The sequence below is a fragment of the Roseibium sp. QJM3NY_11 genome, assembly GCF_056173175.1.
In genome coordinates this window covers 3,208,939-3,231,189 of the sequence record NZ_CM149660.1, presented here as the reverse complement: position 1 = coordinate 3,231,189, position 22,251 = coordinate 3,208,939, and the positions used below count along the sequence as shown (strand labels likewise).

The following is a 22,251-nucleotide window of genomic DNA, read 5'->3' as shown; positions in this document are numbered from 1 at the left end:
GGTGATTTGAAATACGGAGCTGAACAAGAGCATCAGGCGAGGAGACGAACACCATTCGACGTCGCATCCGGAGAGGGCCAGGTGGCTCCCTCATCGGTGATGTAATGCCAGACAGTCCGGTTGTGATGATAAAGGTCGTCCATCAGCGGGGTCATTTCGCGAAACAGCGGCGACCGTTTGCCTCGGTGTTCAATGCGAATACCGACGTCGTGATAATAAAAACCTGCCTTTTCGAGCAGCCTTTGCAGCGAGCGGGCCACGGTCATGACGACGACACCGACATTGTCCCGGAGAATGGCCCGCAGCACTCCCTTGATGAGCGCCAGCGCCGGGAAGATGCCTCTGGCGAGATCCCCCCGGCTGACAGGCCGCGAAACTTCCCGTGCCATAGTCAGGCGCGACAATTCAATGACCCTGTCCGACTGCAGGTGAGGCCGCAGATGCTCCCTGAAACCGTGCGCAAGCCCAAAACTGGGCAGGCTCAGATCCGTGTCCCGGGCGGTGTCATGATAGATGATGCGAACCGTACCGACAGACGCGCCGGTCACGGTGTCCTTGAGCAGAATATGGACGGCGTCATCGTCGTAGCGGTCCCTTTCCAGGCCTTCCGGAAACTTGGTGGAATCCTCCCAGCCACGCGAGAGGCAGTATTCCGTGTACCGGAGACGAAGACATTCGTTGATCTCGGAAAAAGAACGACAAATGACCGGTACGTAGTCCGGCAAAATGAGCTGCTGATCCAGAATCGGAGCCGGTGAAAATTCGGAAATCCCATGCATCTTGTTTCGCCCCTGGCCCTGTGTCACCTCAGGTCGAATAGGCAGGCCCGATAACAAACGCGTATAATTTTTGTGAAATTTAAATAAATACCCAACTAATCATTGTTAACAAGATCATGTTTGCTATCGGCTTTTTCGGCTATCAGCCGCGCAGAAGCTGTAAAACAACTTAGACGGACAATAAACGGCCCATCATGTCTTTACTGAATGAAAGCCAGAACCCCGTCGGCAACGAATTGCACCGAGAGCGCGGCCAGAAGAACACCCAGCAGGCGCGTGATCACAAGTTGAGCGGTGTCGCCGAGCAGGCGTTCGATCTTGTCGGCGAGCAGAAACGCCCCCAGGCAACTGATCAGAATGACGGCGATGACGCCGCCCAGTCCCGCATAGGCGAGCGTGTCGGGAGCTTCTCCGGACAGGAGGATGATCGCCGAAATCGCGGCCGGTCCCGCTATCAGCGGGATTGCGAGCGGGAAAATCGCAAGTTCGTTCAGGGTACTGTGATGCGTGTCGGCTGATTCGACCGCCTTTTCGGCGGTTTCGGCCTTGCGTTCCTGCCGTTTGCCGAAAATCATCTCGATCGCGATCAGAAACAGAAGTATGCCGCCCGAAACACGGAATGCGGTTACCGAGATGCCCAGAACGTTGAGAACGGTCTGACCGCTGGCGTAGAAAACCAGGAGGATGGCCGCGGCCGTCGCCGTCGCCCGGATCGCAACCTTGCGCCGGTCCGTCCGGCTCATTCCGGCTGTTACGGCCAGGAACATCGGCGCCAGCCCGACCGGATCTATGGTCACGAAAAGCGTCGCGAAAGCGTTGATGTAAAAATCGAGCATTTCCGTTTCCCGCGGCCAGGTTTCAGGAGCGATTCCCACATTTTTATAAGGGATTTGAGGGCGCAGCGACCCGGGTGTCGAAAATCATTTCACCCCCCTGTGCATACTTGTTGTAGCCCGTTGTTTCTAAACGCTTATTAGTTAGGCGGTAAACTGCCGCAAATTTGGACGGGGCGGTTGAATCGGATATAAACGGGCCAGCAATAACAATCAAATGAGTGTCTTCCTTGGCCGACCAGGACAACAGCACCCCTTCCGACGGTCTTCCGTCGGATATCAAACCGGTCTCCATTGTCGATGAAATGAAGCGGAGCTATCTCGATTACGCCATGAGCGTGATCGTGTCGCGCGCGCTTCCGGATGTGCGCGACGGTCTGAAACCGGTTCATCGGCGCATCCTGTATTCGATGCATGAAAACGGCTACGAGTGGAACAAGCCCTATCGCAAGTCGGCCCGCGTGGTCGGTGACGTCATGGGTAAGTACCACCCGCATGGCGACAGCGCGATCTACGATGCCCTGGTCCGCATGGCGCAGAACTTCTCGCTGCGCCTGCCTCTGATCGACGGACAGGGCAATTTCGGCTCTGTCGACGGCGACCCGGCCGCGGCCATGCGCTACACCGAGTGCCGGCTGGAAAAGGTCGCCCACAAGCTCCTGGACGACATCGACAAGGACACGGTCGACTTCCAGGAAAACTACGACAATTCCGAAAGCGAACCGGTTGTCCTTCCGGCGAAGTTTCCAAACCTTCTGGTCAACGGTGCCGGCGGTATCGCGGTCGGCATGGCCACCAACATTCCGCCGCACAATCTGGGTGAAGTCATCGATGCCGCCATCGCGGTCATGGAAAACCCGGCCATGTCGCTGGAAGAACTGATGCAGATCGTGCCCGGTCCGGATTTTCCGACCGGCGCCATGATCCTCGGCCGCGCCGGGATCCGCAACGCCTATGAAACGGGGCGCGGTTCGGTCGTCATGAGGGCCAAGGTCGACGTGGAAGAGGTCCGCAAGGACCGCAACGCGCTGATCGTCACCGAGATCCCGTATCAGGTCAACAAGTCCACGATGATCGAAAAGATCGCGGAACTTGTGCGTGACAAGCGTGTCGAAGGCATTTCCGACATCCGCGATGAGAGCGACCGCTCGGGCATGCGCGTCGTCATCGAGCTGAAACGCGACGCGGTGCCGGATGTTGTCCTGAACCAGCTTTACCGCTTCAGCCAGTTGCAGACCTCCTTCGGTGCCAACATCGTCGCGCTGAACGGTGGTAAGCCGGAGCAGATGAACCTGTCCGACATGCTGCGGGCATTCGTTTCCTTCCGCGAGGAAGTGGTCCAGCGCAGGACACGGTTCCTTTTGAAAAAAGCCCGCGACCGGGCCCATATCCTGGTCGGGCTCGGCATTGCGGTTGCCAATATCGACGAGATCATCAAGCTGATCCGCAGCGCGCCTGATCCGGCGACCGCCCGCGGACAACTCATGGAGCGCAACTGGCCGGCACAGGACGTGGACGCGTTGATCCGGCTGATCGACGATCCGCGCCACATGGTTCTCGAGGACGGCACCTACAAGCTGTCCGAGGAACAGGCCCGGGCGATCCTGGAGCTCCGGCTGCAACGCCTGACGGCCATGGGCCGGGACGAGATCGAGGAAGAACTCAACAAGATCGGTGCCGAAATTTCCGATTTCCTCGACATCCTGCGCTCCAGGGCGCGGATCCAGGAAATCATCCGCAACGAGATGCTGGAGATCAGGGAAGAATTCGCGACGCCTCGCAGGACGGAAATCGTCGAAGGCGGGCCGGACTTCGATGAGGAAGACCTGATCCAGCGCGAGGACATGGTGGTGACCGTATCCCACAGCGGTTACATCAAGCGGGTTCCGCTGACCACCTACCGGGCACAGCGGCGCGGCGGCAAGGGCCGCTCCGGGATGGCGACCAAGGAAGAGGATTTCGTCACGCGGCTGTTCGTGGCCAACACCCACACGCCCGTCCTGTTCTTCTCGTCCCGCGGCATCTGTTACAAGATGAAGGTCTGGCGCCTGCCGCTCGGCGGTCCGACCTCCCGTGGCAAGGCCCTGGTCAACATGTTGCCACTGGAACAGGACGAACAGATCACCTCCATTCTGCCGCTGCCCGAGGACGAGGACAGCTGGGCGAACCTCGATGTGATGTTCGCGACCGTGCGGGGCACCGTGCGCCGGAACAAGCTGTCCGACTTCGTCAGCATCAACCGCAACGGCAAGATCGCGATGAAGCTGGAGGAGGGCGACGGCATTGTCGGTGTCGATACATGTTCGGAACATGACGATGTCATGCTGACCACCAATTTCGGCCAGTGCATTCGCTTCCCGGCCACCGACGTGCGTGTCTTCGCCGGCCGGAACTCCGTCGGTGTGCGTGGTATCAGGCTGGCGGATGACGACAAGATCATTTCCATGCAGATCCTTCATCACATTGACGTGGATGCGGAACAGCGCGCGGCCTATCTGAAACTTTCACGCGCGATGCGCGGCGAAGCCGACGATACCGGCGGGGCGGCCGACGAGGACGGTGTGGTCGCCGGGGAACTTTCCCAGGAACTCTACGCCCGGATGAGCGCCGCCGAACAGATCATCCTGACGATCTCGGAAAACGGTTACGGCAAGCGGACCTCGTCCTTCGAGTATCGCGTGACGGGCCGCGGCGGCAAAGGCATCACCGCGATGGCTGTCAACGATCGCAACGGCGGACTGGTGGCGTCTTTCCCGGTGGAGGACAACCATCAGATCATGCTGGTGACAGATGGCGGTCAGTTGATCAGGTGTCCGGTTCACGGCATCCGGATCGCGGGCCGGGCCACGCAGGGCGTCATCGTCTTCAAGACGGCGAAGGGCGAGAAGGTCGTGGCGGTCGAAGGCATTTCCGAAGAGGATGACGACGACACGTTCGAAGAAGGTGAGGAGCCGTCCGCGGAAGAGAGCCAGACCGGCGAAAACGATCCGGGCAGTGCGGACGGCACACCTCCGGCCGAAGGCGATGAAAAGCCGGAAAGCTGACGATCCGGAGCATGTCTTGAGAAAACGACAACAGCGGCCAGGGTGGAACCTGAGCCGCTGTTTGCCGTTTCGGGGAGGGAGGTCGGGAAATCGTCAGTCGGTCACGGGATACCGCGCGAGAATGGTTTCATTGACGGTCGGGGCGGATTTCTCGACGGTGACGAAGGAAACATTGCGCACACGATCCGCACCGGTCAGGGCAGCCGCACAGCCTTCGCTCCAGGCACCCCATGTTTCGCCCCGGCATGTCGTGGTTTCCGAAGAGGCGGCGATCCGGTCGCCCTTGTTCACCATCACCCCCTGGGTTGCCAGGTTCTTCAGGTCTTCCGCCTGGGACGCATTGCTCGGGTGCAGGGTCATGACACCCGCTGCGATCATCGTTATCAGGGCCAGCAAGAAGACGGCGGCCATCTTGACATGGACGGCCTTGTCGGCGGCCTCCGCGCGGATGGCAAAGGAATTCGGCGCCGTCTGACTTGCGGTCCGGTTGAAAGTTCTGCTGCTCCTCATCGTCCTGGCTCCTGCTCACGCCAACTGTTTTCGATGGATCCACATTGACGGATGGGAAGAAAGAGCGATGTGACGGCCGTCACAGTTTGTCAGTTGTTGGCAAAACTCCCCGAACACCCCGCCTTATACAAACCTCAACAAATAAGAACCCATCTGATGGCACTGTTCCTATTTGCCGGCCAGGCGCGCTGCGCAGGACGGCCTGGTTGGCCGTTCAAGCGGTGCAACGCCGTCCGGCGGGCCGGAACAGGCCACCGAAAGCCGTGTCTGGAGACTGTTCCGCGGCGTCGAAGGACCCATATCGCCCTGCGACCTGCTTCTTGCTGAACAGTCTCCAGACACGGTCATATGCGTTCTTATTTGTCGAGGTTGGTATTACTCTTGTGAGGCCGTTGCAGGCGGAGTAAGGAAGGACACATGACTCGCATCGCTCTTTATCCGGGATCCTTCGATCCCGTTACCAACGGTCACATGGACATATTGTGCCAGGCGCTTGCCCTGGCCGACAAGGTGGTGGTTGCGATCGGCATTCATCCTGGCAAGTCGCCGCTGTTTTCCTTTGACGAACGTGTCGACCTGATTCACGCCTCCGCCCGCGCCGAATTCAGCGCGCAGGACGCGAGCCGCATCGACGTCATTGCCTTCGACGACCTCGTCATCGACACGGCGCGCTCCCAGAAGGCGGCCTTTCTCGTCCGCGGACTGCGCGACGGCACCGATCTCGACTACGAAATGCAGATGGCTGGCATGAACGGCACCCTTGAACCCACGATCCGGACCATATTTCTCCCCGCATCTCCGGGCGTGCGCCACATCACGGCCACGTTGGTGCGCCAAATCGCCAAGATGGGCGGCGAAATATCCGCATTCGTTCCGGAACCGGTCGCCGACCCGCTCAAACGCCGCGCGACACCCGCCGGAAAATGACCTGAACCCGCGACACACGTGCGGTCTGAACTCTAGGAGCCTCCAGTGCCAAGACTTTTTTCAATGCTCGCCCTTCTGGCGTCCCTTGTGATTGCGCCGCTGACTGCCGGCGCACAGGGAACCGATCCTGAAAACACCCTGTATCTGGACCTGAAGGACGGCCGCGTCGTCATCCAGTTGCGTCCCGACCTTGCACCGAACCACGTCGCGCGCATCAAGAAGCTCGCCCGCGAAGGCTTTTACGACGGGATCGTTTTCCATCGCGTCATTGACGGGTTCATGGCCCAGACCGGGGACCCGACCGGAACGGGCCGGGGTGGCTCCAGTGAACCCGATATCAAGGCGGAGTTCTCGAGCACACCCTTCAAGCGCGGCACCCTTGGCATGGCCCGCGCAGCCAGTCCCGACAGCGCCAACTCGCAGTTCTTCATCATGTTCGCCGATGGCGATTTCCTGAACGGCAACTACACCGTGTTCGGAGAAGTCGTCGACGGCATGAACCACGTCGACAGCATCACCCGCGGCGAACCGCCTGCAAATCCGGACAAGATCGTCAGAATGCAGGTTGCCGCGGACGCTCAGTGATACCCCCTGATACGAATAACCCCAGTTAAACGACACCAGGAGATTACCAGATGGCCGATATCAAAGACGCCGAGAACACCTTGCTGATGGAAACCAGCAAAGGGTCCGTCGTGATCGAGATGAAACCCGACCTGGCCCCCGGTCACGTCGCGCGGATCAAGGAACTCGTGCGCGAAGGTTTCTACGACGGGATCGTCTTCCACCGCGTCATTGACGGATTCATGGCCCAGACAGGGTGCCCGCAGGGCACCGGCACCGGCGGTTCCGGCAAGAAGCTGCCCGCCGAATTCAGCAAGCACAAGCATGTGCGCGGCACCTGTTCCATGGCCCGTGCCCAGGATCCGAATTCCGGCGACAGCCAGTTCTTCATCTGCTTCACCGACGCTCCCTGGCTCGACGGCCAGTATACGGCCTGGGGCGAAGTGATCGAAGGCATGGACAATATCGACAATATCAAGCGCGGCGAGCCGGTCACCGATCCGGACACGATCGTCTCCCTGAAGGTGGCAGCCGACGCCGCCTGATCCGGAACACGATGATTTTTGAACAGCGCGGACAGGATTTCCGCGCTGTTCTGCTGTCCGCGAACCGCAGCGGCCGGTTGACCTGACACCGATCCGCCATTAAGAGCCGCTGTCTGATCGATCCGGTAGTCCTGCCTGAACCGGCAGACCGGCGCGGATCGGCGATTTTTTCCTTGAAACAGTCCCGGAAGAGCGCCCATGCGCGTCGATCAATTCGATTTTGACCTTCCCAACGAGCGGATCGCGCTGCGTCCGGCGCGCCCGCGCGATGCCGCGCGGATGCTTGTGGTACGGCCCGAAGCGCAAGACGTGCTGTGTGACGGGAGCGTGCGCGACCTTCCCGGACTGCTGCGGCGGGGCGATGCCCTGGTCTTCAACGACACCAGGGTCATCCCGGCGCAACTGGAAGGCGTCCGCCTTCGCGGTGACATTTCCGCCGGCATCAGCGCGACCCTTCACCTGAGATCGGGCCCCGACAGATGGCAGGCTTTCGTACGGCCGGCCAAGAAACTGCAAATCGGAGATACGCTCCGGTTTGAAGCCGACGGATGCCTGTTGACGGCCGAGGTCGCCGGAAAGTCCGATGGCGGCGAAGTGCTGCTGGTTTTCGACAGGTCCGGACCGGACCTCGATGCCGCGATAGCCGCAGTCGGCCATATTCCGCTGCCACCCTATATTGCCCACAAGCGCGGTGAAGACGCTCAGGACCGCAAGGACTACCAGACGATCTTCGCGGAAAAGGACGGCGCCGTCGCGGCGCCAACCGCCGGATTGCATTTTACACCCGAGCTACTGCAGGCACTGGACGATGCCGGCATCGAACAGCACCGGGTCACGCTGCATGTCGGGGCCGGCACCTTTCTGCCCGTCAAGGCCGACGACACGAACGATCACAGGATGCATGCCGAATGGGGCGAGGTCTCCGACCAGACGGCTCAGGCGCTCAGCGCCGTGAAGGCGCGGGGCAACAGGGTTGTCAGCGTCGGCACCACATCACTGCGGATACTGGAGAGTGCCGCGAGACAAAGCGGCGCGATTGCCCCGTTCAAGGGCGAAACCTCGATCTTCATCACACCGGGCTACCGCTTTCTGGTGATAGACGCGCTGATGACCAATTTTCACCTGCCCCGATCGACACTCTTCATGCTGGTCTCGGCATTTTCCGGCCTGGAAACCATGCGGGAAGCCTATGACCACGCCATCCGGGAACAGTACCGCTTCTACAGTTATGGCGACGCTTCGCTTCTGTTCCCCCTGAATTCGGCGCCCGAGGACCAAAAATGACCGATACTGCCCGGAAATTCGGCTTCAAGCTGATTGCGACCGACGGCATGGCACGCCGTGGCGAGATCACCACGCCGCATGGTGTGATGCGCACACCGGCATTCATGCCGGTCGGGACCCAGGCGACCGTGAAGGCCATGTATCCGGACCAGGTGCGCGAGACCGGCGCCGACGTCGTTCTCGGCAACACGTATCATCTGATGCTGCGGCCGACGGCGGAACGGGTCGCCCGGCTGGGTGGCCTGCACACCTTCATGAACTGGCCGCATACGATTTTGACGGACAGCGGCGGCTTCCAGGTGATGTCGCTTGCGCAATTGCGCAAGCTCGACGAGGACGGCGTCCGCTTTCAGAGCCATATCGATGGAAGCAAGCACCACCTGACACCGGAGAGATCCGTCGAAATCCAGGGCCTGCTCGGGTCCGATATCCAGATGCAACTGGATGAATGCATCAGACTGCCGAGCCCGAAGGAAGAAATCGAGCGGGCGATGGAACTGTCCCTGAGATGGGCGGAGCGGTCACGCAGCCAGTTCGAACGGATGGGCGGACCGGGCAAGGGGCAGGGGCTCTACGGCATTGTCCAGGGCGGTGATCAGCCGGACCTGCGTATCCGTTCGGCGCAAGAACTCGGAAAAATGCCGTTCGAGGGCTATTCTGTGGGAGGGTTGGCTGTCGGCGAGCCCCAGGACGTGATGCTGCGGATGCTGGACATCACCACACCGGTGATGCCAGTGGACAAACCGCGTTATCTGATGGGCGTCGGCACACCCGACGATCTCCTGGAAAGCGTGAAACGGGGCATCGACCAGTTCGATTGCGTGATGCCGACGCGCGCCGGACGCCATGGACTGGCTTATACCCGCTTCGGCAAGGTCAATCTCAAGAACGCCCGCCATCAGGACGACCCGAGACCACTCGACGCGGACAGCGGCTGCCCGGCCTCCAGCGTTTACAGCCGTGCCTATCTCCATCATCTTGTGCGGGCGGGCGAGGGCCTTGCTGGCATGCTGCTGACCTGGAACAACATCGCCTATTATCAGGTTCTGATGCAGGGCTTGCGCGATGCCATCGAAACAGGCACGTTCGACGATTTCTACGCCCGCACCAAGGAAGACTGGGCAAAGGGCGATATCGCGGCGCTCTGAACCGCTTCGAGGGAGGAACCCCGGCCTGTTCGTTCAGGCAGCGAACCCTGTCGATTTGGTCAGGTAACAGCCGGAAATCCGCCAGCTGCCGTCACTCTGCTGTTCAAAACTGTACAGGGCCAGCCATTGGTCTCCCTGCGGACCGGTCACAAAGACTTCCTGGGTCGGCCCCTGACCGGTCATTTTGGAGCGGCCAAAGGTAACGTCCTGCGGCTGGTAGACCGGTCTGTAGCCCTGGCGGACCATTTCCATGAAGAATTCAGGTGTCTGGAATTGTTGCTGAAGCGATCTGGTCGCGAAGCCGAAGGCCGCTTTTGCATTGCCCGATGCAAAGGCATTCATCTGGTTTTTGATGACTCTTTGAAGCGCGCTGCCGTCGAAGCCGTCATCCGCACTGACGGCGCCGACCGTCAAGAGCGCGAGCGCGGCACCCGCGACGGCTGATTTCCAGAAACAAGCGTGAACCATGGCCGATGTCTCCCTTTTCGAAACGTGGCCAGTATACGGCGCAATTCTCACTTCGGTTTACTGAAATCAGGATATCCCCTGCGTCAGACGCCGATCATTCAGTGTGAAAAGCCTTTGCGGGAGCATCGGAAACACCATTTGCCGGCGCATGAAATTTGTTTGCACCGGAAACAATCCAGTGATTTCAAAGGCGCCAGAGACTGACACCGTCGGGCAGGGCGTTCCTGTCAAGCACGGCGGGAATGTCGGCAACCAGGCCCTGTCCGTCCTTCAGGACGCGGGTTACCGTGTGCCAGCCGGTGCCATCCTGACAAAAATGCGCATGCGGCACCGCCAGAACCACCGCATCCGATCCTTCCAGAGCCTCTTGCGCGCACAAGGTGATTCCATATTCAGAGGTGACCGCCTCCGCGTCGGCGAGAGGGTCATGCACCTGAACCCGGGCTCCGAACCGTTCCAGTTCCCTTACCAGGTCAACAACCTTGGAATTGCGGGTGTCGGGAACATCGGCCTTGTAGGTCAATCCGAGAACGGCCACCCTCGGCGGCATGGGCAGACCCAGTTTGACGCATTCCTGAACAATCTTGCCGGCGACAAATGCCGGCATGGCTTCATTGGTGCCGCGGCCGGCCAGAATGACCTGCGGTGTCATGCCGATTTCATGGGCCTTGTGGGTCAGATAATAGGGATCGACACCAATGCAGTGGCCACCGACAAGACCAGGCTGGAAAGGCAGGAAATTCCACTTGGTGCCGGCTCCCGTCAACACGTCCCTGGTATCGATGCCCATTTGATGAAACAGCATGGCGAGTTCGTTCATCAGGGCGATGTTGAGATCGCGCTGCGTGTTTTCGATCACCTTGGCGGCTTCCGCCACCTTGATGGACGGGGCGAGGTGAATGCCGGCATCGACCACGGCGCCATACACCGCAACCAGCAGATCCGCCGCCCTGACCGTGGACGCCGAAACGATTTTGGTAATGTCGGAAAAGCCGCGTGCGGTATCGCCGGGATTGATCCTTTCGGGCGAATATCCGACCTCGAACCCGTGACCCAGCTTGAGCCCCGAGGCGCCTTCCAGGACCGGCACCGCGACTTCTTCCGTCGCTCCCGGAAAGACGGTCGACTCGAAAACCACGATCGCTCCGGGTTTCAGGTTTCTCCCGGCGGTTCCGGCTGCCGCAATGAATGGGGACAGGTCCGGCCGCTTGACATCGTCGACCGGCGTCGGCACGGCGACGATCAGTATGTCCCTGTCGCGGAGACTGGTTTCATCGGCGGAAAGAGACAGCGTCTGTTGCCTCAATTCGTCAGGTGCAATCGACGACGTGCTGTCGCGTCCCTGACGCAGTTCTTCCAGACGCCTGCGGTTGATGTCGAACCCGAGCGTATCGAAGCCGCGCGCAGCGAATGCGGCGGCGACCGGCAGCCCGACATAACCAAGGCCAATAACGGCGATTTTCAGGGATTTGAGATCGGGGTCGGGCATGTGACTTCCGCAATGGGGCCAGAACGACGGGGCCGGAAAAACGGGACAAGGGCAGGGAGCAGGAACGGAACCGCAGGGTCGCAATCCGGCGGTTCCCGGATTTCCATGAAGGGTGCGCGGATCGGATCAAAGCCCGTCCGCGCACCCATGAAATCTATTCGGCTGCCAGCGGTTGACGGATCACTTCCTCCAGGAAGGGAACCAGTTCTCTGGCAAGCTTCGGGTCGTCCATGCCGAAGGCGATGTTGGCACTCAGGAAACCGACCTTGTTGCCGCAATCGTAGCTGCGGCCCTCGAATTTGAGCGAGGCGAAGGATTGCTGCTTCATCAGGGAAAGCATGCTGTCCGTCAGTTGGATCTCACCGCCGGCCCCCTGGCCCTGACTGGACAACAGGTCGAAGATTTCAGGCTGGAGAATGTAGCGCCCCGTGATCATGAGGTTTGAGGGTGCCGTTCCCGGGGCCGGTTTCTCCACCATGTTGGAGATCCTGTGCGCATTGGGAGCGATCTCGCCGGACAGTTCGACGATGCCGTACTGATGGGTCTGATCATCGGGAACTTCTTCAACGGCGACAATGTTTCCGCCGGACTTGTCGTAAACATCCACCATCTGTTTCAGACAACTGACCTGCGATTTGATGATGACGTTCCGGAAGCAGGATGGCAAAAGGTTCATCGCCGATGATATCGCGGGCGCACCAGATGGCGTGACCGAGGCCAAGCGGCGCCTGCTGACGCGTGAAACTGGTGGAGCCGGGCTGCGGCCGGTGTTTTTCAAGCAGCTCCAGGGCGGCGGTCTTGTTGCGCGCCTTCAGCGTGTCTTCAAGCTCGTAGGCCACGTCGAAATGGTCTTCGATCACATGCTTGTTACGGCCCGTCACGAACACGATGTGTTCGATGCCGGCCGCACGCGCCTCATCGACGACGTACTGGATGATCGGCCGGTCGACGATGGTCAGCATTTCCTTGGGCACCGCCTTGGTCGCGGGCAAAAACCGTGTGCCCAGGCCGGCAACGGGCAGGACTGCTTTGCGTATGGGCTTGTTCATCTGTTGGTCTTCCATTGCTGCTTGTCAGCGTGATCGGTGATCTTCGCCCACTCATAAACAACGCGGGCAGGAAACTCACGCGCAAATAACCGGATTCGCGGACCACCGGTAGCACCGCCCCGGCACTGGCTCCAAATTTGATCGAAGCCCCCTGCGCTTGCGGCAAGTGGTTCGAACGCGTCGATTTTTCAATAGGAAAGAAGCGTGATGACATTGCGGCAAAGGGTCGGCGGCGCGAAATTCATACGCTTGGGCACCCCCGAATGCAGAAAATCAGAGCGATATTGCGGGCAGGCCAAAAGAACGCTATGGAACACCCAATTTGAAGCCGGGACAGGGCGACCCGATACGGGAACGCCCAGGCCCCGGCACTCCTTTTGAGCAAGTGGTGGATGATGACTGAGGCAAATCGCAACGTATCGGCAGGCAACGTCACGTTCAGCAACAATGCGGCCTTCAGCCTCATTGCCGGTCCCTGCCAGTTGGAAAGCAGGGCCCATGCGCTGGAATGCGCTGCCGCGATCAAGGAAATCACGACAAAACTCGGCATCGCCACTGTCTTCAAGACGTCCTACGACAAGGCCAACCGAACCTCCCTGAGCGGCGTGCGCGGCGTCGGAATGAAGGAAGCCCTGCCTATCTTTGCTGAAATCAAGGAAACCTTCGGCATGCCTGTCCTGACGGATGTCCATGCCCCGGACCAGTGCGCTCCGGTGGCGGAAGTCGTCGATATCCTGCAAATTCCTGCTTTCTTGTGCCGTCAGACGGATCTTCTGATAGCGGCCGCGAACACCGGCCGTGTCGTCAACGTGAAGAAGGGGCAGTTTCTCGCGCCCTGGGACATGAAGAACGTTCTCGGCAAGGTAACGGGATCCGGCAATCCGAACGTTCTCCTGACAGAACGCGGCGCGAGCTTCGGCTACAACACGCTTGTCACCGACATGCGCTCCCTGCCGATCATGGCCCAGACCGGCGCGCCGGTCGTTTTCGACGCAACCCATTCCGCCCAGCAGCCGGGCGGGCAGGGTGGCTCATCCGGCGGTGACCGGACCATGGTGCCGGTTCTGGCCCGCGCGGCCGTAGCCGTCGGTGTCGCCGGCCTGTTCATTGAAACACATCCGGATCCGGACAACGCTCCGTCCGACGGACCCAACATGGTGCCGCTGAAGGACCTGGAAGCGTTGCTGGCGCAATTGCAGGCGCTCGACAATGTGGTCAAGGCCCCCGCAGCGGCCGAATAGGCAGACAACGGCCGCGCCCGCGCGGCTTCCCTTCATACGGGCGACCACGGCTCAAATCGGGCCGGTTCGCCCGCCACTCCACATGCCGGATATGTTCCGGCACGTGCCAGTCACGCTACATGCCACAACGGAGTTCTTCCCATGACCGCCATCATTGATGTCATCGGCCGCCAGATATTCGACAGCCGTGGTAACCCGACTGTCGAAGTCGACGTTTTTCTGGAAGACGGGTCCTTTGGCCGTGCAGCGGTTCCCTCCGGGGCGTCCACGGGCGCCCATGAAGCCGTGGAACTGCGCGACGGCGGCGACAGATACATGGGCAAGGGCGTACAGAAGGCGGTCGACGCCGTGAACGGCGAGATTTTCGAGACCGTAGGCGGTCTGGAAGCCGAGGACCAGTTGCAGATCGACCAGGCCATGATCGATCTCGACGGCACCAGCAACAAGGCCCGCCTCGGCGCGAACGCCATTCTGGGCGTCTCTCTGGCTGTCGCGCGTGCAGCCGCCCAGGCGACCGGGCTGCCGCTCTATCGCTACGTCGGCGGCACCTCGGCCCGCACACTGCCGGTCCCGATGATGAACATCATCAACGGCGGCGCCCATGCGGACAATCCGATCGACTTCCAGGAATTCATGATCATGCCGGTCGGAGCCGAAACGTTCAGCGAAGCGGTTCGTATGGGCACGGAAGTCTTCCACACCTTGAAAAAGGCATTGAGCGCCGCCGGTCACAACACCAATGTCGGCGACGAAGGCGGTTTCGCACCCAACCTTGAATCCACCGATGCCGCCATCGGCTTCGTCATGAAGGCCATCGAGACCGCCGGCTACAAGCCTGGCGAAGACATGTATCTCGCGCTGGATGCGGCCTCGACGGAATTCTTCAAGAACGGCAAATACGAGCTTGAAGGTGAGGGCAAGTCTCTCGGGCCCCAGGAAATGGCGACCTATCTGGAGGATCTTGCTGCCCGTTACCCGATCATCTCCATCGAGGACGGACTTGCCGAAGACGACTGGGAGGGCTGGAAAGCCTCAACCGATCTGTTCGGTGACAAGTGCCAACTGGTCGGCGACGATCTCTTCGTTACCAACTCCGAGCGCCTCCGCAAGGGCATCGACATGGGTGTTGCAAACTCGATCCTGATCAAGGTCAACCAGATCGGAACCCTGTCGGAAACACTCGATGCCGTCGAGACCGCTCACAAGGCAGCCTATACGGCGGTGATGTCGCACCGCTCCGGGGAAACCGAGGATTCCACAATCGCGGATCTCGCGGTCGCCACCAACTGCGGGCAGATCAAGACCGGCTCCCTGGCCCGGTCCGACCGGCTTGCCAAATACAACCAGTTGCTCCGCATCGAGGAAGAACTCGGGGCCCAGGCCTTCTATGCCGGCCGTTCGATCCTGCGCGGCTGAACGGCGAACCGATAAAACGAAAAAGCCCCGCACAACCTGCGGGGCTTTTTTTTCGGGATAACCCCGGAACTCAGTTCGAGGCAGCTGCCTGCGGATTGGTTTTGGTTTCCTCCGCATGCACAAGCGCGGCGGCGATCGTCTCGGCCTTTTCCGCTCCCGCCAGGACGAACCGCCCATCGATGATGAAACAGGGAACGCCGGTGATACCGGACTCCTGCGCGCTGGCAATCTGCGCTTCCACCTTGTCCAGATCGGTCTCGGTCTCGAGAAGCTGCTCGACCAGATCGGATTGCATGCCGGCTTCCCGGGAAATGCGGACCAGTGTTGCGGACTGGGTCAGGTCCTCGCCATCGAGAAAATAGGCCTTGAACAGGCGCTCGACCACCTCGTCTTGAAGATCGTCATCCCGGGCCCACAGGATCAATCTGTGGCAATCAAGCGTGTTCGGCGACAGCGCGATGTCTTCAAAGGCAAAGTCGATACCTTCTTCATGACCCGCCGCACCGATCTGGCTGTAGAACGCGTTGGCGCTCTGTAGGCCGCCGAACTTGTCGCTCAGATACTGCTGCCGGTCCTTGCCGGTTTTGGGCAGGGTGGAATCCAGTTGAAACGGATGCCAGCGGACCAGCACGTCCAGTTGCGGCACGGCCCGCAAGGCAGCTTCCAATCGCCGTTTGCCAATATAGCACCACGGACACATCACATCTGACACGATATCGACTGTAAGGGGAGCTGATGTGGTCATTCGACTTCCTGGATTGCTGGTGTGTGTCTCAAGGCTAACCGCTCTGAAGTAAATGCCAAGCCTGATTTCATGGCAGCGTTAAGGCGAATGTTGCAAAAAAGGGAAAATAGGGCACTTGCAGCAGGAGACACGCCCTAAAGCACTGTGTGCGTCAAGATCGAGTTGATCCGTTTCTGCAGGCGTCTGGTGCCTTGCTCGTTTTTCAACACCGCCACCGGTCCGAGTTCCCGGACCAGGCACACGAGATCCTCGTCCCGGCTGGTCGCGTCGGCGACCGACAGCAGCGTGGCGTGAATTTCTTCAAGGTTGTCGGCGGACGTTGCCTCGATGCCGAAGTTTTCCGGCTGAAGCCGCATTTCCCAGAGATCCAGGCCGCGCACCGCCAGCGCGTTGCTGCAGGCTTCCAGATAGGTGGTGTAGTCCGACACGCCGAGCCCCCCAACGGTTACCTGCTGCCGCAGCCACATCTGACTTTCCGCCAGAACCCTGTCGGCGAGACGGCGACGTTTTCCAAACCGGATTGCCGAGTTCAATCTCTGAACGAGCGTTTCTTTCCGGTTTTCGCCAGCCAGGACATCGGACGCCCCATTGCGGAACAACTGGACAAGATCCTCCTCGCGGTTGCACACGGCAAGAACAGGCAGGCCGGCGAAGCGGGAATCCCGGCGGATCTGCTGCATGTAATCGACCGCGTCATCGAAGGGAGCATCGATCACCACGGCGTCAAACGCGCGTTTGGTCATGTATTCGACGGCCATATTGCCGTCGAAGGCACCGACGACTTCGACTTTCTGGTCGCTGGCGTCCTGCCATTCTAGAAAGCGGCCGCTGAGACCCACGACCATCAGGCTGCTGGTGCCGGATTGATGCGGAGCGGTTCCAAAACCGGGAATGCGTCCGAAGATGCGCCGGCGGAGTTGGGCTTCCTCCGAGCGCAGCAGGGCGCGTTGATGAATGCAGATCAGCATCAGCAACACTTCATCCGGCACAATCCTGTCAACGATTGCCGTAGGCTGCACCCCGGACGGCAGCAGGTCCTCGCTGCCCGTCAGCAGATAGAACGGCACATCACACGGCAGAGTGCGGATCTGGGGAAGCAGCCAGGAGAAAAAATCGTTTCGAATGCCGGTTTCCAGGCAGGCGACATCGACAACGACGGCAGCGGGCAGGGCCATCGGGATCCTGCTGTTCCGCTCGAACATGTTAAGCAACGACACATCAAGATCTTCCGGCGCGTCTCCGTTACTGCTGCGTTTCGGCCTGCGGCCCGCATACCAGTAAGGTCCACGCCAGGAGAGCGAGGTTTCTACATCCATTCCCTGTCCCCACCTACGCCACGGCAGCAGGCAATCGCTGGGTTCGCATGGTCAGCCGTTCTCTGCAGACTGTTCCATCCGAATTCCGTGGCAATGACTGTAAAATCAGCACACGATGGGGGATCTTGGCAAGGTCTACTCCGTCCGCATCCAGATAGGCAAAGAAAGCGCCTGCATCCGGCACGTGACCAGATTCGGGAACGAGAGCGGCGTACATCCGGGCGCCGAGCACCGGATCCTCGACCACAAAGGCTGCCGCCTCCCTTATCCCGGGATAGTCGGCATAGATGGTGTCAATGGTTTCAAGGTTGCCCGTACCCAGGGCATATAGACCGGGTATGCCGAATCCGGAGATACCGCCTTCAGACAGTTCGACCTTGATGTTGGTATTGAGAAATCCGGTCTCTTCCCAGCGCACCTGGCGATCTTCGCCGCTGATGGTACGCCAGCCGATGTCAGGAACCGCCGGCCCCTTCACCAGAAGGACGGGCTGTTGCGTGTCACCGTCCTCGGTGATTGCAATTTCCAGAAGGGCTGGCCCGCTCTCACACCCGTTAGGCCCGCAATGCTTTCCCAGCGCAGTCGCCTTCATTTTTGCCGAAGGACCTCGCGCCTTGGCGACGAGCGCGAATTCATCGGCAATTTGAAGGTCGACCAGCCGCCTGCGCGCGACGAATGCGACCGGACGCGGGGCCGCGATGTTCCAGGCGGCCAGCAAGGTCGTCTTCGAATTGGTCAGCTTGCGGTCAAGCGTCTGCGCGAGCGGTCCGGGTGTCATCACCACATCCGCATCGACTTCGTTCGCATGCGCTGCAAGGTTTTCCAGCGAGGTCGGGTGATGCAGATGCAGAGTGCTGCCCGTCAACAGCCAGGGAACCAGCCCGCCCCCCAGGCCCGTCAGTCCGCTCAGGGAATAGGGCAGGACAATCGAACTGCCTTCCTTGAGATGGGCCTCGTGGACGATCATGCCCGCTGCCGTGATCCAGTGATTGTGGCAGCGTGTGACCGGAACGTTTTCCTCGCCGCTGCGGCTCCAGCAGATCGTCGCCGTGTGGTCGGCCGGCTCCGGCCGCTCACCGGGCGTGAACACCAGTTCGTCACCCATTTCCGCCAGCATTGGTCCCAGTTCGATGAGACCATCCGGAATATCCTTGCCGAGCCCGAACACGAAGCGCAGAGAAAACAGATCGGCGGCAACGTCCCGCGCTGCTGACCCCACGTCCCTGGTTTCAACACGGTCCGCCGCGATGAACCCCTTGGCGCCTATGGAGTTCAACGCCTCCAGCACGTTTTTCTGCCGCCAGTGCAGCGGCAGCGGCGACACGACCAGGTCGGCCCGCAAGGCCGCCAGCAAGGCAATCACCGTGTCCACGGTGTTGGGCGCCTGAACGCCGATCACGTGATCGGAACTCAGGCCCACAGTGGCGTAGAAGGCCGCGAGCCGGTCGATTTCCCGATCCGCCTCGGCATAGGTCAATTTCCTCGGAGTGCCGCCGGTCCAGGTCGCCCGGTCCGGCGCATCGACCAGGGCCGTGCGGTCGGGATGCTTCGCGGCGGTGCTCCGGAAGAGTTCGTCCAGCGGCACATCGGACCAGGCTCCGCTTTCATGGTATTCCCGAGACAGTTTTTCTTCGGTCGCTTTCATAATGTCTTTCGTCCATTGGTCCGATTATTGGGCCTCGGCAGACCACCAAGTGTCGTATTCGTGCCCGTAGAGAGAATCCCGCCGAGGCGGCACGACCGTGTTCCAGTAGGCCACCCAGTCGTCCTTCACATGATAGAGCGGCACCGCGTAGGCGCCGGATATCAGCACGCGGTCGAAGGCTCTGACCGCATCGACAAAGTCTTCGCGGCTGCCGGCGGCAACGATTTCATCGATAAGCGCGTCGATGGCCGGTTCCCTGGCTCCAACGAAATTGAAGGATCCGGCCGCGTCTGCGGCCTTGGTGGACCAGCGGCCATACTGCTCCGCGCCAGGGGACAGCGACGCATACCAGGTGTTGAACACCATATCGAAATCGCGCTTCGTGCGCCGGTCCTCGAATTGCGAAGGATCAACGCTGCGAACGCCTGCCTCGATTCCAAGGAGCTCCAGCGTCCGGACATAGGCCAGAGCCAGTTTTTCCTCGTCCTCGTTCTTGGCGAGAATTTCAAAAGACAACGGTTTGCCGCTGTCCCCGTTCACCAGCTTGCGGTCTTTCAAAACGTAGCCGGCGCTGGCGAAAACATCGAGAGCCGCCTTGAGCACCTTGCGATCCCGGCCGGACCCGTCCGCATCAGCCGGACGCCAGGTACCGTTCATGACCATCGGGTCAACCGCATCCGGGAAGGGCGCGAGCAGTTCCTTCTCGCGCGCGCTTGCCGGACGGCCGATGGAAGACAGCTCGGAATTGTCCCAGTATCCGGCGGTCCTTGTATAAAGGCCGTGGAACAGGTTGCGGTTCACCCATTCGAAATCGAACAGCATACGCAGCGCCTTGCGCACATTCGGGTCGGAGAACTGGTCCCGGCGGGTGTTGAAGGCAATGCCCTGCATGGCCGCCGGAATTCCCAGCGGAATTGCCCTTTTGACAACATCGCCGTTTTCGGCCGCGGGAAAATCGAACCCGGTTGCCCATCTGGTCGGATCGCCGAACTTGAGCGCGTTCACGAGACCTTTCTTGAAGGCCTCCTGAAGGGTTGTTTCGTCCCGGAAATACTCGACGCGGATCTCGTCGAAATTGTCGAAACCCGCCTTGACCGGCAGATCGCGGGCCCAGTAGTCCGGGTTCTTTTCATAGACCACCAGACGGCCTGGCTCGATGGTCTTGAACGTATAGGGCCCTGATCCGACCGGCGGGGTCAGCGTGGACTTGTCGAAGGTTTCCGCATCGGTGTGGGCTTTGGCAAAGACCGGTGCCAGGGCAATCAGAAGCGGCAGTTCCCGGTTGTCGCCATTTTCAAAAACAAGTTTCAGACGGTTTGGCGCCGTGACCTGCTTTTCCGCTATCGCGGCATACCAGTTGCGGTAGGGCGGGCGGCCCTTGGCCTCGATCACCTCGAGCGAGAAAATCACATCATCCACTGTCACCGGGGAGCCGTCGGAGAACCTTGCATCCGGATTGAGTTCGAATTCGATCCACTCCCGGCTGTCGGGCATGCGCACGCGTTGAGCAAGCAATCCGTACAATGAAAACGGTTCCGCATAGGAGCGAACCATCAGGCTTTCCAGGATGTTGTTGCCGAATTCCCGTTCACGCATGCCTCGCGCGGACGTCCAGCCGCCCTGTACGATAAAGGAATTGAGGCTGTCGAAGGTGCCTTGAACACCAAGCGTGATAGCTCCTCCCTTGGGCGCGTCCGGATTGACATAGGGAAAAGGCTGGCCGGGCTCGAGAGCCGGCGTGCCATGCATCGAGATGGCATGGCTCCACGGCACGTCCTCGTCGTTGGCCCACGCGGGCATCGCCCAGCCAGCTCCGATCAGGCCGGAGACGATCGCAAGGTTTCCAAATGCCTTGCTCACCTGGGAGAGGAGGCCGGTAAAAATAGAAAAACGCATGACTGCCGCCCGGGATTCCGTTGATTCTCACACGGCAGAGTACCACAAGGTTAACGTGAACGCGCCCGAGGCCAGTCACTATCAGCAAGATATTCAGGTTTGAATCGTTGCTTCCACCTGCGTTGCATATCGGCCACCATCTTGCCCAAATTAGGTGTCTTACCATGCTTTTCACGGTTCGAATGTTCGAACGGGCCTTGCGGTTGGTTCCGGAATGCCTCAGAACAACGCGAAAGTTTCGTACACGCACGATTGAGGACGTTTCGATGAAGAGTGTTTTGAAAAGAAGATTGTACGGATGTGCCACGGGTGCGTTCGTGGCCCTGTCTTCTTTTGCTGGTGCTCCCGCAATCGCCCAGGAAGAAAAGAGCCCTTGGACGAAAGCGTGTAACACCAACGCGGATACCCAGAAGGAAGTCTGCTTCATTTCGATAGAACTGCGCACCAATACCGGACAGTTCCTGAGCAACATCGCCATTCAGGAAACCGAAGGCGAAGCACGCAAGAAGCTGCTCGCTGCCGTGCCCACCGGTGTTCTGCTACAGCCGGGTCTGCGCATTCAGATCGACGACGGCAAGGCCATCCAGGCCAAATACAGCATCTGTGCTCCCAATGCCTGTTACGCGGAATTGGCAATTGATGACTCGTTCATCAACACCATGAAGCAGGGCGGTGAAATGATCGTTGCGCCTTACAATCAGCAGGCCAAGGAAATCGTCTTCAAGATGACGCTGATCGGCTTCACGAAGGTCTATGATGGCGAGCCGATGAACCTCGCTGACCTGCAGAAGCGTCAGGAAGAACTTCAGAGCGAATTGCAGAAGCGTGCCGACGAAGCCCGCCAGAAGCTCATCGACGCTCAAAACCAGAGCCAGTAAGACCCCGCGCGGTCCTGAAAAGCAAAAAGGCCGGATCCCAGGGATCCGGCCTTTTTCGTTAAGATGAGAACCAGGCGTCAGTGAACCTCGACACTGCGCGGCAGGTAGGAACCATCCATCTGTTCCTCGAAGATTTCCTCGACCTGCGGATGACGGACCGGTTCGCCGGTCATGTCCGCCTCGAGGTTCTGTTCGCTCACATAGGCAACATATTCGGTCTCGTCGTTTTCGGCGAGAAGATGATAGAAAGGCTGGTCGCGCGTCGGCCGCACGTCCTCGGGGATGGCATCCCACCATTCTTCCGTGTTGCTGAAGGTCGGATCGACATCGAAAATAACACCCCGGAAAGGGTAGATCCGGTGCCGGACGACCTGACCAATTCTGAATTTCGCCGTACGCATGGTTCTTCGTCCGCTATAGCATGCATTGCCGGGATACCGTCTTGATGCCCTGCCTGCAAGCTTTGTAAGCTTA

The 22,251-nt window shown here is 59.9% G+C and carries 19 protein-coding genes and 1 pseudogene; 9 read left to right on the top strand and 11 right to left on the bottom strand.

Translation table 11 applies throughout. The features are described from left to right. Positions 1–32: 32 nt before the first annotated feature. Positions 33–779 carry a PEP-CTERM/exosortase system-associated acyltransferase gene (locus AC0VX3_RS14955; protein ID WP_475521171.1) on the bottom strand — a complete coding sequence of 249 codons (747 nt, stop codon included), beginning with the start codon at positions 777–779 and terminating at the stop codon, positions 33–35. 200 nt (positions 780–979) lie between these two features. Further along, complete coding sequence (locus AC0VX3_RS14950) at positions 980–1,615, bottom strand: MarC family protein (RefSeq protein WP_342895223.1); 636 nt, start codon at positions 1,613–1,615, stop codon at positions 980–982. Positions 1,616–1,842: 227 nt separating this feature from the next. On the opposite strand from AC0VX3_RS14950, the gene gyrA reads away from it, so the two are divergent. Further along, a complete protein-coding gene (gene gyrA / locus AC0VX3_RS14945) occupies positions 1,843–4,656 on the top strand; it encodes a DNA gyrase subunit A (protein ID WP_475521170.1) in 2,814 nt (937 codons plus the stop codon). A 93-nt stretch (positions 4,657–4,749) separates the two neighbouring features. Here gyrA and AC0VX3_RS14940 read toward each other — a convergent pair whose 3' ends face one another. Beyond that, entirely contained in the window at positions 4,750–5,166 is a 417-nt protein-coding gene (locus tag AC0VX3_RS14940) for a phosphopantetheine adenylyltransferase (protein WP_475521169.1), read from the bottom strand. Between the two features lie 417 nt (positions 5,167–5,583). Between AC0VX3_RS14940 and coaD the strand changes: the two genes are divergently transcribed. The 5 genes from coaD (at position 5,584) to tgt (ending at position 9,634) form a co-directional block, all read left to right on the top strand. Further along, a complete protein-coding gene (gene coaD, locus AC0VX3_RS14935) occupies positions 5,584–6,093 on the top strand; it encodes a pantetheine-phosphate adenylyltransferase (protein ID WP_475521168.1) in 510 nt (169 codons plus the stop codon). 63 nt (positions 6,094–6,156) lie between these two features. Further along, positions 6,157–6,678, top strand: coding sequence for a peptidylprolyl isomerase (locus tag AC0VX3_RS14930; protein ID WP_475525185.1), 522 nt, complete (start codon positions 6,157–6,159; stop codon positions 6,676–6,678). Positions 6,679–6,728: 50 nt separating this feature from the next. Continuing rightward, positions 6,729–7,202 (top strand): peptidylprolyl isomerase, encoded by a 474-nt coding sequence (locus AC0VX3_RS14925; protein WP_342895219.1) that lies wholly within the window; start codon positions 6,729–6,731, stop codon positions 7,200–7,202. A gap of 198 nt (positions 7,203–7,400) precedes the next feature. After that, a complete protein-coding gene (gene queA, locus AC0VX3_RS14920; RefSeq protein ID WP_475521167.1) occupies positions 7,401–8,486 on the top strand; it encodes a tRNA preQ1(34) S-adenosylmethionine ribosyltransferase-isomerase QueA in 1,086 nt (361 codons plus the stop codon). Beyond that, positions 8,483–9,634, top strand: coding sequence for a tRNA guanosine(34) transglycosylase Tgt (gene tgt, locus AC0VX3_RS14915; protein ID WP_475521166.1), 1,152 nt, complete (start codon positions 8,483–8,485; stop codon positions 9,632–9,634). Before queA ends, tgt begins: the two co-directional genes overlap by 4 nt. A 33-nt stretch (positions 9,635–9,667) precedes the next feature. Here tgt and AC0VX3_RS14910 read toward each other — a convergent pair whose 3' ends face one another. The 3 genes and pseudogenes from AC0VX3_RS14910 to galU form a co-directional block, all read right to left on the bottom strand. Continuing rightward, complete coding sequence (locus AC0VX3_RS14910) at positions 9,668–10,102, bottom strand: DUF4864 domain-containing protein (protein ID WP_475521165.1); 435 nt, start codon at positions 10,100–10,102, stop codon at positions 9,668–9,670. Between the two features lie 184 nt (positions 10,103–10,286). Further along, a complete protein-coding gene (locus AC0VX3_RS14905; protein WP_475521164.1) occupies positions 10,287–11,591 on the bottom strand; it encodes a nucleotide sugar dehydrogenase in 1,305 nt (434 codons plus the stop codon). A 154-nt stretch (positions 11,592–11,745) separates the two neighbouring features. Further along, positions 11,746–12,640: pseudogene (galU, locus tag AC0VX3_RS14900) on the bottom strand (UTP--glucose-1-phosphate uridylyltransferase GalU). Positions 12,641–13,035: 395 nt separating this feature from the next. Between galU and kdsA the strand changes: the two are divergent. Then, on the top strand, positions 13,036–13,881 hold the full coding sequence (gene kdsA, locus AC0VX3_RS14895) for a 3-deoxy-8-phosphooctulonate synthase (protein WP_348147358.1): 846 nt from the start codon (positions 13,036–13,038) through the stop codon (positions 13,879–13,881). A 141-nt stretch (positions 13,882–14,022) separates the two neighbouring features. Next, complete coding sequence (gene eno / locus AC0VX3_RS14890) at positions 14,023–15,297, top strand: phosphopyruvate hydratase (protein ID WP_348147355.1); 1,275 nt, start codon at positions 14,023–14,025, stop codon at positions 15,295–15,297. A 70-nt stretch (positions 15,298–15,367) separates the two neighbouring features. Here eno and AC0VX3_RS14885 read toward each other — a convergent pair whose 3' ends face one another. The 4 genes from AC0VX3_RS14885 to AC0VX3_RS14870 form a co-directional block, all read right to left on the bottom strand. Further along, on the bottom strand, positions 15,368–16,042 hold the full coding sequence (locus AC0VX3_RS14885; RefSeq protein ID WP_475521163.1) for a DsbA family oxidoreductase: 675 nt from the start codon (positions 16,040–16,042) through the stop codon (positions 15,368–15,370). Positions 16,043–16,176: 134 nt separating this feature from the next. Continuing rightward, positions 16,177–17,358 (bottom strand): PleD family two-component system response regulator, encoded by a 1,182-nt coding sequence (locus AC0VX3_RS14880; RefSeq protein ID WP_348147351.1) that lies wholly within the window; start codon positions 17,356–17,358, stop codon positions 16,177–16,179. Positions 17,359–17,371: 13 nt separating this feature from the next. Further along, positions 17,372–19,003, bottom strand: coding sequence for an AMP-binding protein (locus AC0VX3_RS14875; protein WP_475521162.1), 1,632 nt, complete (start codon positions 19,001–19,003; stop codon positions 17,372–17,374). A gap of 24 nt (positions 19,004–19,027) precedes the next feature. Beyond that, positions 19,028–20,899: an extracellular solute-binding protein gene (locus tag AC0VX3_RS14870; RefSeq protein WP_475521161.1), complete on the bottom strand. Its 1,872-nt coding sequence runs from the start codon at positions 20,897–20,899 to the stop codon at positions 19,028–19,030. 182 nt (positions 20,900–21,081) lie between these two features. On the opposite strand from AC0VX3_RS14870, the gene AC0VX3_RS14865 reads away from it, so the two are divergent. Beyond that, on the top strand, positions 21,082–21,777 hold the full coding sequence (locus AC0VX3_RS14865; protein WP_475521160.1) for an invasion associated locus B family protein: 696 nt from the start codon (positions 21,082–21,084) through the stop codon (positions 21,775–21,777). Between the two features lie 77 nt (positions 21,778–21,854). Here the strand turns inward: AC0VX3_RS14865 and hspQ are convergent, their stop codons facing one another. Beyond that, positions 21,855–22,178 carry a heat shock protein HspQ gene (gene hspQ, locus AC0VX3_RS14860; protein ID WP_342895206.1) on the bottom strand — a complete coding sequence of 108 codons (324 nt, stop codon included), beginning with the start codon at positions 22,176–22,178 and terminating at the stop codon, positions 21,855–21,857. Between the last annotated feature and the right edge of the window lie 73 nt (positions 22,179–22,251).

Bases quoted from the DNA above. Each gene is read 5' to 3' on its own strand.
- AC0VX3_RS14955 (WP_475521171.1), bottom strand. From the start codon at position 779: ATGCATGGGATTTCCGAATTTTCACCGGCTCCGATTCTGGATCAGCAG.
- AC0VX3_RS14950 (WP_342895223.1), bottom strand. From the start codon at position 1,615: ATGCTCGATTTTTACATCAACGCTTTCGCGACGCTTTTCGTGACCATA.
- AC0VX3_RS14940 (WP_475521169.1), bottom strand. From the start codon at position 5,166: ATGAGGAGCAGCAGAACTTTCAACCGGACCGCAAGTCAGACGGCGCCG.
- coaD (WP_475521168.1), top strand. From the start codon at position 5,584: ATGACTCGCATCGCTCTTTATCCGGGATCCTTCGATCCCGTTACCAAC.
- AC0VX3_RS14930 (WP_475525185.1), top strand. From the start codon at position 6,157: ATGCTCGCCCTTCTGGCGTCCCTTGTGATTGCGCCGCTGACTGCCGGC.
- AC0VX3_RS14925 (WP_342895219.1), top strand. From the start codon at position 6,729: ATGGCCGATATCAAAGACGCCGAGAACACCTTGCTGATGGAAACCAGC.
- queA (WP_475521167.1), top strand. From the start codon at position 7,401: ATGCGCGTCGATCAATTCGATTTTGACCTTCCCAACGAGCGGATCGCG.
- tgt (WP_475521166.1), top strand. From the start codon at position 8,483: ATGACCGATACTGCCCGGAAATTCGGCTTCAAGCTGATTGCGACCGAC.
- AC0VX3_RS14910 (WP_475521165.1), bottom strand. From the start codon at position 10,102: ATGGTTCACGCTTGTTTCTGGAAATCAGCCGTCGCGGGTGCCGCGCTC.
- AC0VX3_RS14905 (WP_475521164.1), bottom strand. From the start codon at position 11,591: ATGCCCGACCCCGATCTCAAATCCCTGAAAATCGCCGTTATTGGCCTT.
- kdsA (WP_348147358.1), top strand. From the start codon at position 13,036: ATGACTGAGGCAAATCGCAACGTATCGGCAGGCAACGTCACGTTCAGC.
- eno (WP_348147355.1), top strand. From the start codon at position 14,023: ATGACCGCCATCATTGATGTCATCGGCCGCCAGATATTCGACAGCCGT.
- AC0VX3_RS14885 (WP_475521163.1), bottom strand. From the start codon at position 16,042: ATGACCACATCAGCTCCCCTTACAGTCGATATCGTGTCAGATGTGATG.
- AC0VX3_RS14880 (WP_348147351.1), bottom strand. From the start codon at position 17,358: ATGGATGTAGAAACCTCGCTCTCCTGGCGTGGACCTTACTGGTATGCG.
- AC0VX3_RS14875 (WP_475521162.1), bottom strand. From the start codon at position 19,003: ATGAAAGCGACCGAAGAAAAACTGTCTCGGGAATACCATGAAAGCGGA.
- AC0VX3_RS14870 (WP_475521161.1), bottom strand. From the start codon at position 20,899: ATGCGTTTTTCTATTTTTACCGGCCTCCTCTCCCAGGTGAGCAAGGCA.
- AC0VX3_RS14865 (WP_475521160.1), top strand. From the start codon at position 21,082: ATGTTCGAACGGGCCTTGCGGTTGGTTCCGGAATGCCTCAGAACAACG.
- hspQ (WP_342895206.1), bottom strand. From the start codon at position 22,178: ATGCGTACGGCGAAATTCAGAATTGGTCAGGTCGTCCGGCACCGGATC.